Origin of the sequence: Mycobacterium farcinogenes, from assembly GCF_019739075.1 — a bacterium.
Taxonomy (GTDB): Bacteria; Actinomycetota; Actinomycetes; order Mycobacteriales; family Mycobacteriaceae; genus Mycobacterium; species Mycobacterium senegalense.
Genome location: NZ_CP081673.1, coordinates 2,974,917 through 2,987,281 on the forward strand (window position 1 = coordinate 2,974,917; position 12,365 = coordinate 2,987,281).

The following is a 12,365-nucleotide window of genomic DNA, read 5'->3' on the forward strand; positions in this document are numbered from 1 at the left end:
ACATGTCAGAGGGAGGTGTTGAAATTGACCTGCCGAACCGGTATCGGCTCCCGCGCGAGGCCAACCGCGCGCTGGTAAACGTCATACTGGCTATGCGGGACCGGACGCCTAGATCAGGGAGGGGAGTGGCATGAGCCTCAGGTTCGCCTTCTATGGCCGAGTGAGTACCGAGGACGCCCAAGATCCGGAGGCGAGCCGCAGCTGGCAGAAACGTCGTGCCATCGATCTGATCAGTCCGCATGGCGGCGTCCTCGCCGCCGACTACTTCGATATAGGACAGAGCCGGTCGCTTCCCTGGAAACGCAGGCCGGAGGCTTCACGTCTGCTCGCAGATGTCACTTCTCGTGACCGTGGCTTCGATGCCGTCGTGATCGGGGAACCTGCTCGCGCGTTCTACGGACCGCAATTTGCGCTCACCTTCCCGGTGCTCACGCACTACGGGGTCGGCCTATGGGTGCCTGAAGTTGGCGGAGCGGTTGATCCCGGATCCGAGGCACACGACCTCGTGATGACGCTCTTTGGCGGAATGAGCAAGGGAGAACGTGCGCGAATCCAGATGCGCGTGCGTACCGCGATGTCGGCACTCGCGCAGGACACAACCAGATACCTCGGCGGTCGCCCACCGTACGGTTATCAACTCGTCGATGCCGGCCCGCACCCAAACCCCGCCAAGGCAAGTCTTGGGCAGCGTCTTCACCGCCTGGAGCCTGACCCCGAGACCGCCCCGACCGTCGAGCGGATTTATCGCATGTATGCCGATGGTGCTGGCTTGCGCTTCATCGCACAGCAGCTCACCGACGATGGAGTGCCATCACCGAGCCAATACGACCCGGCACGGAACCGGCATCGTGACCCACGTGGATGGTCCCATTCGGCGATCCGCGCCATTCTCGACAACCCTGCGTACCGCGGTATCCGTGTCTGGGGCAAGCAGGAGAAGTATGAGGTCCTTTTGAACCCCGATGATGTCGCCGCGGGATATGAGACTCGCATGCGGTGGCGCGATCGGGCCGACTGGATCGCACCCGATCGACGCACGCACGAAGAGCTGATCCCTGATGAGCTGGCGCAGGCTGTTCGTCTCCGGATGCAGGCGCGGCGTGGTCCCGGTCGCGTGTGCAGCAGAGAATCGACAGTGCCGTATGCGCTGCGTGGGCTGCTGTTCTGCGCCGCATGTGGACGGCGAATGCAGGGCGCCGCCCGGCCGGGGAAGCAAACAACGCGGATCCTCTACCGTTGTGAGTTCGGCAAGTCACGTTCTGTACCTGTGGACCTGAGTGATCATCCGCGCACCGTCTATCTCCGCGAAGACGCAGTGACAGCGCGACTCGACGAATGGATCGCCACTCTGGCCGATCCAGAAGACCTCGCACGCGGGCAAGACGTGGACCCGGCGGCCGGACCTGGCTACGCCGCCTTGCAGCGCCAGCTGAGCGAGGCGAATGCCAAAGTGGCTGCCTTGATCACCGCCGTGGAGTCTGGCGTGGCCGTTGAGGATCTAACTGCTGCGTTGCGTCAACGTACCGCCGAGCGCGACGAGCTGAGGGCACGCGTTGAGCGAGTGGAGCGGCCCCGCGCCATGTGTGCCGCCGAGATCAGTGAGTTAGTTAAGGAGTTAGGCGGACTGTCGGTCATCCTCGGCGCGGCAACCGGAGCTGAGCGCGCCGAGGTGTACGCAAGCTTGGGCCTGCGTCTCGACTACGACCCGCATCTTCGGCGAGTCACGGCGACTGCCGACCTGAGTCGTGTCGCCAAATGTGTCCGAGGGGGGACTTGAACCCCCACGCCCGTTAATAGGGCACTAGCACCTCAAGCTAGCGCGTCTGCCATTCCGCCACTCGGACTTGCCAGCCTTGCGGGCTGGGCGCCTAAGGCTATCGGATTGGGTGCCCAAGACCCAAACCGGCGTCCCGGAGCGAATCGGTGGTACCAATGGACTCTGTGACGGTCCCCGCCTCCAGCGCGGACGAGGTAGTCGAACTCGTCAGTGCGCTCATCCGATTCGACACCTCCAACACAGGTGACCCGGCCACCACCAAGGGTGAGGCCGAGTGCGCCCACTGGGTCGCCCAGCAGCTGCAGGAGGTCGGCTACCAGACCGAATACGTCGAGGCCGGCGCCCCGGGCCGGGGCAATGTGTTCGCCCGGTTGCCCGGTGCGGACGCCGGCCGGGGCGCGCTGATGATCCACGGTCACCTCGACGTGGTACCCGCCGAGCCCGCCGACTGGAGCGTGCACCCCTTCTCCGGTGCGGTCAAGGACGGCTATGTGTGGGGCCGCGGCGCCGTCGACATGAAGGACATGGTCGGGATGGCCATCGCGGTGGCCCGGCACTTCAAGCGTGCGGGCATCGTGCCGCCGCGTGAGCTGGTGTTCGCGTTCGTCTCCGACGAGGAGCACGGCGGTACCTATGGCGCGAACTGGTTGGTGGACAACCGACCCGATCTGTTCGAGGGCGTCACCGAGGCGATCGGCGAGGTGGGTGGCTTCTCGCTGACGGTGCCCCGCAAGGACGGCGGGGAGCGTCGGCTCTATCTGATCGAAACCGCCGAGAAGGGACTGTCCTGGATGCGGCTGACCGCCCGCGGGCGGGCCGGTCACGGGTCGATGCTGCACGACGACAACGCCGTCACCGCGATCGCCGGTGCGGTCGACCGCCTGGGCCGCCACCAGTTCCCGCTGGTGCTCAACCCGGCCGTGGAGCAGTTCCTCACCGCGGTGGCCGAGGAGACGGGCTACGACTTCGACGTGAACTCGCCGGATCTGGACGGGACCATCGCCAAACTCGGTGGTGTGGCGCGCATCGTCTCCGCCACCCTGCGCGACACCGCCAACCCGACCATGCTCAAGGCCGGTTACAAGGCCAACGTCATTCCCGCGTCGGCCGAAGCCGTGATCGACTGCCGGGTGCTGCCCGGCCGCAAGGAGGCCTTCGAACGCGAGGTCGACGAGTTGATCGGTCCCGACGTCACCCGCAGCTGGGAGCGCGACCTGCCGTCGTACGAGACCACCTTCGACGGCGACCTGGTCGATGCGATGAATGCGGCGATCCTGGCGTTGGACCCCGAGGCCCGCACTGTGCCGTACATGCTTTCGGGCGGCACCGATGCGAAGTCGTTCCAGCGGTTGGGGATTCGCTGCTTCGGGTTCGCGCCACTGCGTCTGCCGCCCGAGCTGGACTTCGCCGCGTTGTTCCACGGCGTCGACGAGCGGGTACCCGTGGATGCGCTGCAGTTCGGCGCACGCGTTCTGGAACACTTTCTGCGGAACTGCTGACCGCACGAGCCACGACGAGAGGGAACCATGAGCACATCTCCGTACGACAACCTGCCGAAGCTGCCGACGTTCACCCTGACCTCCGAATCGGTCAGCGACGGGCAGCCGCTGGCCAACGATCAGGTCAGCGGGATCATGGGCGCCGGCGGTTCGGACACCTCGCCGCAGCTGAGCTGGTCGGGCTTCCCGGCCGAGACCAAGAGCTTCGCCGTCACCGTGTACGACCCCGACGCGCCCACCGCCTCGGGCTTCTGGCACTGGGCCGTGGCCGACCTGCCCGCCTCGGTCACCGAGTTGCCCGCCGGCGCGGGTGACGGCGGTGACCTCCCCGGCGGTGCGGTCACGCTGGCCAACGATGCGAGCCTCAAGCGCTACATCGGTGCGGCCCCGCCGGCCGGTCACGGCCCGCACCGCTACTACATCGCCGTGCACGCCCTGCCGGTCGAGTCACTGGAGCTGCCCGAGGGAGCGACCCCTGCCTACCTGGGCTTCAACCTGTTCGGTCAGGCGATCGCCCGCGCCGTCATCCACGGCACCTACGAGCAGAAGTAGCTCGCCCCCGGCTCACACCCCCCAGCACCGCGAGCGTGCGCGTCTGCTGCCGGACACTCCGTGTCAGGGCAGCATTCCGCGCACGCTCGTGCTCGGCTCAGCGGGCGGCTGATCCCACCGCCTCGCTCAGCGAGGCGAATCCGCCGGTGCGCAACCGGTCGGCGATGCCGTCATGGATCTGTTTGGCCCAGGTGCCGCCGCCGTAGATGAACCCGGTGTAGCCCTGCAACAAGGTGGCCCCGGAGATGATCCGTTCCCACGCGTCGTCTGCGGTTTCGATGCCGCCGACGCTGATCAGCACCAGTTTGTCGCCCACCCGGCCGTAAAGACGGCGCAGCACCTCAAGCGACCGGTGCGCGACCGGGCGCCCTGACACCCCGCCGGCACCCAGTTCGGCCACGCCAGGTGTGGCCAGCCCGTCCCGCGAGATGGTGGTGTTGGTGGCCACGATCCCGGCCAGCCCCAATTCGACTGCCAGGTCGGCGATTTCGTCGATGTCGGCGTCGGAGAGGTCGGGGGCGATCTTGACCAGCACGGGTTTGGCGGTCTCGGCCTTGACCGCGGCCAGGATCGGCCGCAGCGATTCCACGGCCTGCAGATCACGCAGTCCGGGGGTGTTGGGTGAGCTGACGTTGACGACGACGTAGGCGGCCAGTGCGCTCACCAACCGCGTGCTCTCGGCGTAGTCGGCAACCGCGTCCTCGGGCGGGGTGACCTTGGTCTTGCCGATGTTCACCCCGATCGGCACCTCGGGGGTGTGCCGGGCCAACCGGATGGCCAGCGCGCCGGCGCCCTCGTTGTTGAACCCCATCCGGTTCAGCAGCGCGTGGTCCTCGGGCAGCCGGAACAGCCGGGGCTCGGGGTTGCCCGGTTGTGGTTGCGCCGTGACGGTGCCGACCTCGGCGTATCCGAAGCCCAGGGCGCCCCAGGTCTCCAGCCCGCGGCCGTCCTTGTCGAAGCCGGCGGCCAGTCCCATCGGGCCGGGGAACCGCACTCCGAACACCGTGCTGGCCAGTACGGGATCGCTGGGCGCCAACCGCCGCGCCAGTGCGCGGCGCAGCATCGCGGGACCGGTGGCCGCACGCAGAACGGCGAACACCCACAGGTGGATTCGTTCCGGCGGCACCAGGAAGAGCGCCCGCCGCAAGGCCGCGTAGATCACAGCGAAGGCGCCTGGGGCGTGCCCGGCATGGATGACGCGGTCTTCTTGCGGCGCAACAGCACCCGTCGGCTCCCATCTGTATAGGCCCGCACCCGGGTCAGTTCCCAGCCGCGGTATTCGGCCTCGATCGACAACCGGATCGAGGCACTGATCCTGGTGACATCCGGAGGCAGCCGCAGCGGTATCCAGTCGTATTCCTCGGACAGGTCCTCGGCGACGACCTTGTCCCATCCGGGAGGCATGCGGCCCTGCTGGATGGTGGTCATCGGCGGCCCGACGCCGGGTGGATCACCTGCACGCCGGCTCCCGAGCCGGACACCACGTAGAGCGTGTCCGTCTTCTCGTCGTAGGCCAGGGAGTTCGGTTGCTGCACGGTTCGATAACGCACCTTTTCCACCGGTATGCCGGTGGAGAGATCGTAACCAATCACGGTGTTGGCCGCGGTCTGCGACACCCAGGCCAGCTCGGCGGACCCGGCCAGGCCGTAGGGGGCGGCGGGTACCGGGTAGCGCTGCCGCATGATCAGCGGGTCGGCGCCGAACACGAGTAGCTCGTCACCGCGAGTGTCGGCGACCAGGACCCGTCCGCGGGTGTCGGCGGCCATGGTGGTGGCGCCTTCGCCGGCCCGCAAGGCCTGGGCGGCTTTCGTGCCGCCGGCGTTGACGGCCGTCACCGAGGTTTGTCCACGGTCCAGCACCACCGCGGTATTTCCTTGTGTGACAAGTGAATCCACCCGGGCGAAGATCTTCAGCCGGGCGGCTACGGTGTGGTCGTCGCCCAGCGTGAAGACGGCTCCGTCGGACGTGCCCAGCACCGGATTACCGTCGGCGCGCACTGCGATCGCGGTGAAGTCGACGCCCTGGGCGTCGTCCACGTCGATCTTCGCGGGCTTGCCGCTTGCCGCGTCGACCCGGAAATATCCGCCCCGGGTGGATGCCAGGACGTCGCCCTTGCCGTCGACGCTGAGCGCGGTGGCCGCGGGCAGCAACGTCACGTCGCGCCGCGGCTTGTTGCCGGTCAGCAGGCTCAGGGTCGACTGGCCTTCGGGCCCGGGGGTCAAGACGGCCAGCGTGCCGGTTGCTGGATCGAAGACTGCGCTCGCGACATGCCCGCGCAAATCCCTGATCTCGCCGTCCGGCGTGGCCGCGACCGGTGGTGAAACTGCGGCCTGAGCGGGCTCGATGGTGGGCGGCGGGGCATCGGTGGGGTTGGACGTACAGCCCGCGGTGAGCAGCAGGGCCAGCGCAACGAGGCCGGCGCGAACTGGCTGACCTGCAGGAATTGGGCGCAACGGATGGCTCTCGGTCGAAAGTGGACAGTGGGTGACGTGCAGGAATCCAGTTTAGGCATGGCCGTCGGCCGGAAATGGTCGCGTCTGCAACCAACGCCGCATAAGTCGAGGTATGGTTCGACCATGACCCTCGCCGCAGACCGGGAACTGAGTGACCGGGAATTTGCTATGGAGGATATTTCCACTGGTGTGCACGCTAGTGGGTTTGGCCAAGTCGGTGATGGCCGGAGTTTTTCCTTCCACATCGAGCGTCAGCAGCTGATGATCGAGATCTACCGTCCGCGGCTGTCCGGCCCGGTTCCGCTCGACGACGACGTGGTGGCGGTGGCCACCCGCAAACTGACCGACATCGACCTGACTGACGAGCGCAGTCTGTCGGCAACGGTGCGTGACGCGGTCGCCGACGCGCAGCCGGTTTCGCGCACCGGTCGCTGACGCTTCACCGCCAGGTCGCCACGGTACGGTCGTCGTCGTGACTGACGTCGGTGCCATGTCCTGGCTGCAAGTTGTCGTGTTGTCGATTGTCCAGGGGCTCACCGAGTTTCTGCCGGTCTCGTCCTCGGGCCACCTGGCGATCACCTCGCGGGTGTTCTTCGACGACGACGCGGGCGCCTCGTTCACCGCGGTCACCCAGCTGGGAACCGAACTCGCGGTCCTGGTGTACTTCGCCCGGGACATCGGTCGCATCATCAAGGCCTGGTTCGCCGGCCTGACGAACGCGGTGCACCGGTCGGCCGATTACTGGCTGGGCTGGTGGGTGATCATCGGCAGCATCCCGATCGGTGTGTTCGGCCTGTTGTTCAAAGACGAAATCCGTACCGGCGCACGCAATCTGTGGCTGGTCGCCACGGCGCTGATCGTGTTCTCCGCGGTGATCGCCGCGGCCGAGTACTACGGCAGGCAGGTGCGTCGCGTCGAACAGCTGACCTGGCGGGACAGCATCATCGTCGGCCTGGCCCAGTGTCTTGCCCTGGTTCCGGGCGTCTCCCGCTCGGGAGCGACCATCAGCGCGGGCCTGTTTCTCGGCATGGAACGCGAGTTGGCCGCCCGATTCGGTTTCCTGCTGGCCATCCCCGCGGTTTTCGCCTCGGGCATTTTCTCGCTGCCCGATGCGTTCCACCCGGTCGGGGAAGGGATGAGCGCCAGCGGAGCCCAGCTCCTGGTGGCCACTGTGATCGCGTTCGTCGTGGGTTTCGCGGCCATCGCCTGGTTCCTGAAATTCCTGGTGTCGCACAGCATGTATTGGTTCGTCGGCTATCGGGTGGTGCTGGGCGTGGTGGTGCTGGCGCTGCTGGGTACCGGAGTGGTGGCCGCACAATGATCAAGGAGCTGAGATGACGGTGATCCTGCTGCGGCACGGTCGGTCGACGTCGAACACCGCCCATACCCTCGCGGGTCGCAGCGAGGGCGTCGACCTCGATGAGCGCGGCGTCGAGCAGGCCGCCGGCCTGGTCGGACGCATCGGAGAACTGCCGGTGACCGCGATCGTGCACTCGCCGCTGCTGCGCTGTGAGCGCACGGTGGCCCCGCTGGCCGAGGCGCTGGCGCTGCAGCCGATCGCCGATGACCGGCTGACCGAGGTGGACTATGGGAGCTGGACCGGCCGGGCCATCGGCGAGCTGGTGAAGGAGCCGCTGTGGGCGGTTGTGCAGCAGCAGCCCAGTGCGGCGGTGTTCCCCGAGGGCGAGGGTCTGGCTCAGGTGCAGTCCCGGGCGGTGGCCGCGGTACGGGAACGTGACCGCGCGCTGGCCGAACAGCACGGGGCCGATGTGCTGTGGGTGGCCTGCACCCACGGTGACGTGATCAAGGCCGTGCTGGCCGACGCCTTGGGCGTGCACTTGGACGGATTTCAGCGCATCACCGCGGACCCGGCGTCGATGAGCGTGATCCGCTACACCGAGCTGCGCCCGTTCGTGATGCATATCAACCACACCGGTACCCAGTTGAGCGCCGGGCTGGCGGCCAAACCCGCCACCGACGCCGTGGTGGGTGGGTCCACCAACTGACCTGGGGGACCGTTACCGGTATTTTGGAAGGTGCCATGGCCCGCGCAATTCACGTATTCCGCACTCCTGACCGTTTCGTTGCCGGGACGGTCGGCCAGCCCGGCAACCGGACGTTCTATCTGCAAGCTGTCCACGACAAACGGGTGATCTCGGTCATCCTGGAGAAGCAGCAGGTGGCCGTGTTGGCTGAGCGGATCGCTGCCCTGCTGACGGAGATCAACCGCCGCTTCGGCACCCCGATCCCGCCGGACACCGGCGAGGTGAGTGACCTGCTGCCGCTGATCACCCCGGTCGACGCCGAGTTTCGCGTCGGCACGATGGGGCTGGGCTGGGATTCGGAGGCGCAGACCGTGGTGGTCGAGCTGCTCGCCGTTTCCGAGGGTGAGTTCGACGCCTCGGTGGTGCTCGACGATGCCGAGGACGGACCCGACGCCGTGCGGGTGTTCCTCACCCCGGAGTCGGCACGGGAGTTCGCCACCCGGTCCAACCGGGTGATCTCGGCCGGACGCCCGCCGTGCCCGCTGTGCGATGAGCCGCTGGACCCTGATGGCCACATCTGCGTGCGTACCAACGGCTATCGGCGCGGTGAGGTGGCCGGGTCCGAAGATGACACAGACATCTGACGGCGACCTCGAGGGCGGCGCGATCCTGGCCGTCGGCGAACTGACGGTGATCGGCCGGATCCGATCGGCCAGCAACGCCACCTTCCTGTGCGAGGCGACCTCCGGTGAGAGCCAGGTGCACTGCGTGTACAAGCCGATCCGGGGCGAGGCGCCGCTGTGGGATTTTCCCGACGGCACCTTGGCCGGTCGCGAGTTGAGCGCCTATCTGGTGTCGGCTGCTTTGGGCTGGAACATTGTGCCCCGCACCATTATTCGGGACGGCCCCGCCGGCCCCGGCATGGTGCAGCTGTGGGTGGACCAGCCCGGGGACCAGGTGGGCGACGAGCCGGACGCGGGCCCCGATCTGGTGGACCTGCTGCCGGCCGGGCACCTTCCGCCGGGGTTCCTGCCGATCCTGCAGGCCTACGACTACGCGGGCGACGAGGTGACGCTGGTGCACGCCGACGATCCCCGGTTGTTCCGCATGGCGGTGTTCGATGTGCTCGTCAACAACGCCGACCGCAAGGGCGGACACATCCTGGCCGGGCTCGACGGGGCGGTGTACGGGGTGGACCACGGAGTGAGCCTGCATGTCGAGGACAAGCTGCGGACCGTACTGTGGGGCTGGGCCGGCAAGCCTGTCGACGATGAAACTCTGGCCGACATCGCCACGCTGCGTGACGGTTTCGCCGGTCTGGCAGAGCAGTTGTGCGGGCACATCACCGAAGCGGAGATCGCCGCGTTGCGGTCCAGAATCGTGGGGCTACTGCACAATCCGGTGATGCCGACACCCGACCGGCATCGGCCGATCCCGTGGCCGGCGTTCTAGCGGGCCCGCCCGAACCCCTCGAACGGATTCCACGACCGGCTACCGCGCACCACGTGCAGGTAGTAGGCGTAGTTCGCCGTCGACATCGCCAGCACCCCGATGGCTATTCCGGCTGAGCGCCCGATCATGTCGCTGACGTCCAGGACCGTCAGCACCACTCCGGCGGCGATGGCGATTCCCAACAACGACAATCCCTTGCGCCACATGCCTTTCACAAAGAAGTAGATCGGCCCGAACAGGAACGCCAGGACGTTGGAGGTCAGCCGCAGCTTGGCCATGAAGCTCAGATCGCGATAGGCGGCCTTGGCTGCTGGGGTAGAGCCGGGCAGTCCGTACGTGTGGAAGAAATCGAACTTCCAGCGCCACGAGTCGGACAGGTTGTCGACGGGGGTCTGCTCGGTCATGGGTCTCCTTGAGGTCCGGTGGCAGCACCTGACGTTAATGGCACAACCGGCCCCGCCAACGCACCCATTCGACGTGCCACGGATACTTGGTCGGTGCACGCGACCGACGCCGACCTGGCTGCAGCAGTGGCCAAGGAGGCCGGTGAGCTGTTGCTGGCGGTGCGCGAGGAAATCGGTTTCTACGATCCGTATTACCTCGGCGACGAAGGGGATCGCCGTTCCAACGCGCTGATCCTGGATCGCCTGGCCCAGGCCCGGCCCGGTGATTCTGTGCTCAGCGAGGAGGCGGTCGACGATCTGTCCCGAGTCGATGCCGACCGGGTGTGGATCGTCGACCCCGTGGACGGCACCCATGAGTTCTCCCTGCCGGGCCGTGAGGACTGGGCGGTGCACATCGCGCTCTGGCAGCGTTCTGTGGGCGTCGACGGCGGTCTGTCGGATGCGGTGGTGGCCCTGCCCGCCCGGGGCGAGGTGTACCGCAGCGACACGGTCCGCCCGCCGGGGCCGCGGCGGGCCGGGCCTCTGCTGATCACCGCCAGCTCGAATCGTCCGCCTGCCGTGCTCTGGCGGATGCGCGAGCAGCTCGACTTCCGGATGGTGCGCATCGGCTCGGCCGGAGCCAAGGCGATGGCCGTCGTGCGCGGTGACGTCGACGCCTACATCCACGCGGGCGGTCAGTGGGAGTGGGATTCGGCCGCCCCCGCAGGCGTGGTGCTGGCCGCGGGCCTGCACGCGTCCCGGTTGGACGGCTCTCAGTTGCGCTACAACCGTGCCGACCCGTACCTGCCCGATTTCGTCATGTGCCGCAAGGAGCTGGCGCCGATCCTGCTGGAGGCGATCGGGGTGGCCCGGTGAAGTTTTCCGCGGCGATTCGGGAATGGAATCCTCGGCGGCGTTGTCTGACTTGGGAGAACTGTATGGGACCGACCGGCGGGAGGCCGTCCTGAGCGAGCACCTTAGAGTCGAGGCCATGCGATCGTGGTCGGCACCGTCAATCCCGGTGCTGGAAGGGCGGGGGCCGCAGCTGCGGCTGTACGACAGCGCCGACCGGCAGGTCCGCCCGGTGACCCCAGGGCCGACGGCCACCATGTACGTGTGCGGCATCACCCCGTACGACGCCACCCACCTCGGGCATGCCGCGACCTATCTGACCTTCGATCTGGTGCACCGGCTGTGGCTGGACGCCGGGTACACCGTCCGCTACGTGCAGAACGTCACCGATGTGGACGATCCGCTGTTCGAACGGGCTGACCGCGACGGCATCGATTGGCGTGACCTCGGCGACCGGGAGACCCAGCTTTTCCGCGACGACATGACCGCGCTGCGTGTGCTGCCGCCGCACGACTACGTGGCCGCCACCGACGCGATCACCGAGGTGGTCGAGCTGGTGGAGAAGATGCTGGCCTCGGGCGCGGCCTATGTGGTCGACGACCCCGAATATCCCGACGTGTACTACCGCGCCGACGCCACGGTCCAGTTCGGCTACGAGTCGGGCTACGACCGCGAGACCATGCTGCGCCTGTTCGGCGAGCGGGGCGGTGACCCTGACCGCGTAGGTAAGGGCGACGAGCTCGACGCGCTGTTGTGGCGGGCGCAACGGCCCGGGGAACCCAGCTGGCCCTCGCCGTTCGGCGCGGGCCGGCCGGGCTGGCACGTCGAGTGTTCGGCCATCGCGCTCACCCGCATCGGTTCGGTCCTCGACATCCAGGGCGGCGGCAGTGACCTGATTTTCCCGCACCACGAGTTCTCGGCCGCCCATGCCGAATCCGTCACGGGGGAGCGCCGTTTCGCTCGCCACTATGTGCATGCCGGCATGATCGGCTGGGACGGGCACAAGATGAGCAAGAGCCGCGGAAACCTGGTGCTGGTATCGCGGCTGCGTGCTGACGGTATCGATCCGTCGGCGGTGCGGCTCGGGCTCTTCGCCGGGCACTACCGCAGTGACCGGTTCTGGAGCGACGAGGTTCTCACCGAGGCCAACGCCCGGCTCAAGCAGTGGCGGGCCGCTGCTGCGCTGCCGGCCGGGCCGGATGCCACCGATGTGGTGGCCCGCGTGCGGCAATACCTGGCCGACGATCTCGATACTCCGAAAGCGCTTGCCGCACTGGATGGTTGGTGTACCGACGCGCTGGCCTACGGTGGCCACGACACCGCGGCGCCGCGGCGGGTCGCCGACGCCGTGGACGCGCTGCTCGGCGTCGAACTCTAGGGCCTCGTCGCACGCGCCCCGGTGGGGTACGTTG

Annotated in this window: 14 protein-coding genes and 1 tRNA gene; 10 read left to right on the forward strand and 5 right to left on the reverse strand. The window is 67.6% G+C overall.

Annotated features, from left to right (window positions below):
• The first annotated feature begins 130 nt into the window (after window positions 1–130).
• Window positions 131–1,777: a recombinase family protein gene (locus K6L26_RS14050; RefSeq protein WP_070949316.1), complete on the forward strand. Its 1,647-nt coding sequence runs from the start codon at window positions 131–133 to the stop codon at window positions 1,775–1,777.
• Here K6L26_RS14050 and K6L26_RS14055 read toward each other — a convergent pair.
• Window positions 1,759–1,844 (reverse strand) — tRNA-Leu (locus K6L26_RS14055). The two genes, K6L26_RS14050 and K6L26_RS14055, sit on opposite strands and share 19 nt — an antisense overlap.
• A gap of 88 nt (window positions 1,845–1,932) precedes the next feature.
• On the opposite strand from K6L26_RS14055, the gene K6L26_RS14060 reads away from it, so the two are divergent.
• Together K6L26_RS14060 and K6L26_RS14065 are read left to right on the forward strand one after the other, a co-directional pair.
• The gene (locus K6L26_RS14060) at window positions 1,933–3,276 is read left to right on the forward strand and encodes a M20/M25/M40 family metallo-hydrolase (RefSeq protein ID WP_019343952.1); all 1,344 of its coding nucleotides are present in this window, start codon (window positions 1,933–1,935) and stop codon (window positions 3,274–3,276) included.
• 27 nt (window positions 3,277–3,303) lie between these two features.
• Entirely contained in the window at window positions 3,304–3,828 is a 525-nt protein-coding gene (locus K6L26_RS14065) for a YbhB/YbcL family Raf kinase inhibitor-like protein (RefSeq protein WP_064897357.1), read from the forward strand.
• A 97-nt stretch (window positions 3,829–3,925) separates the two neighbouring features.
• Here K6L26_RS14065 and K6L26_RS14070 read toward each other — a convergent pair whose 3' ends face one another.
• From K6L26_RS14070 to K6L26_RS14080, 3 genes are read right to left on the reverse strand one after another with little or no spacing between them, the layout of a single operon-like run.
• Window positions 3,926–4,987, reverse strand: a complete 1,062-nt coding sequence (locus K6L26_RS14070; protein ID WP_076111847.1) for a quinone-dependent dihydroorotate dehydrogenase — start codon at window positions 4,985–4,987, stop codon at window positions 3,926–3,928.
• Window positions 4,987–5,256, reverse strand: a complete 270-nt coding sequence (locus tag K6L26_RS14075) for a DUF5703 family protein (RefSeq protein WP_019343949.1) — start codon at window positions 5,254–5,256, stop codon at window positions 4,987–4,989. Before K6L26_RS14075 ends, K6L26_RS14070 begins: the two co-directional genes overlap by 1 nt.
• Complete coding sequence (locus K6L26_RS14080) at window positions 5,253–6,281, reverse strand: YncE family protein (protein WP_221853266.1); 1,029 nt, start codon at window positions 6,279–6,281, stop codon at window positions 5,253–5,255. The genes K6L26_RS14075 and K6L26_RS14080 overlap by 4 nt, the downstream gene beginning before the upstream one ends.
• Window positions 6,282–6,404: 123 nt before the next feature.
• On the opposite strand from K6L26_RS14080, the gene K6L26_RS14085 reads away from it, so the two are divergent.
• Genes K6L26_RS14085 through K6L26_RS14105 form a run of 5 tightly spaced genes read left to right on the forward strand, consistent with a single transcriptional unit; the run spans window position 6,405 to window position 9,718 of the window.
• Entirely contained in the window at window positions 6,405–6,716 is a 312-nt protein-coding gene (locus K6L26_RS14085) for a hypothetical protein (protein WP_036393981.1), read from the forward strand.
• A 55-nt stretch (window positions 6,717–6,771) separates the two neighbouring features.
• Window positions 6,772–7,602, forward strand: coding sequence for an undecaprenyl-diphosphate phosphatase (locus K6L26_RS14090; protein ID WP_036394327.1), 831 nt, complete (start codon window positions 6,772–6,774; stop codon window positions 7,600–7,602).
• A gap of 13 nt (window positions 7,603–7,615) precedes the next feature.
• A complete protein-coding gene (locus K6L26_RS14095; RefSeq protein WP_019343945.1) occupies window positions 7,616–8,287 on the forward strand; it encodes a histidine phosphatase family protein in 672 nt (223 codons plus the stop codon).
• Window positions 8,288–8,322: 35 nt separating this feature from the next.
• The gene (locus K6L26_RS14100; RefSeq protein WP_019343944.1) at window positions 8,323–8,910 is read left to right on the forward strand and encodes a DUF3090 domain-containing protein; all 588 of its coding nucleotides are present in this window, start codon (window positions 8,323–8,325) and stop codon (window positions 8,908–8,910) included.
• Window positions 8,894–9,718: an SCO1664 family protein gene (locus tag K6L26_RS14105; protein WP_019343943.1), complete on the forward strand. Its 825-nt coding sequence runs from the start codon at window positions 8,894–8,896 to the stop codon at window positions 9,716–9,718. The genes K6L26_RS14100 and K6L26_RS14105 overlap by 17 nt, the downstream gene beginning before the upstream one ends.
• Here the strand turns inward: K6L26_RS14105 and K6L26_RS14110 are convergent.
• Entirely contained in the window at window positions 9,715–10,122 is a 408-nt protein-coding gene (locus K6L26_RS14110; RefSeq protein ID WP_221853267.1) for a DUF2628 domain-containing protein, read from the reverse strand. The two genes, K6L26_RS14105 and K6L26_RS14110, sit on opposite strands and share 4 nt — an antisense overlap.
• Window positions 10,123–10,215: 93 nt before the next feature.
• Between K6L26_RS14110 and K6L26_RS14115 the strand changes: the two genes are divergently transcribed.
• Both K6L26_RS14115 and mshC read left to right on the forward strand, forming a co-directional pair.
• Window positions 10,216–10,977 carry a 3'(2'),5'-bisphosphate nucleotidase CysQ gene (locus K6L26_RS14115; RefSeq protein WP_064897350.1) on the forward strand — a complete coding sequence of 254 codons (762 nt, stop codon included), beginning with the start codon at window positions 10,216–10,218 and terminating at the stop codon, window positions 10,975–10,977.
• Between the two features lie 115 nt (window positions 10,978–11,092).
• Window positions 11,093–12,331 carry a cysteine--1-D-myo-inosityl 2-amino-2-deoxy-alpha-D-glucopyranoside ligase gene (mshC, locus tag K6L26_RS14120; RefSeq protein ID WP_221853268.1) on the forward strand — a complete coding sequence of 413 codons (1,239 nt, stop codon included), beginning with the start codon at window positions 11,093–11,095 and terminating at the stop codon, window positions 12,329–12,331.
• Window positions 12,332–12,365 lie beyond the last annotated feature (34 nt).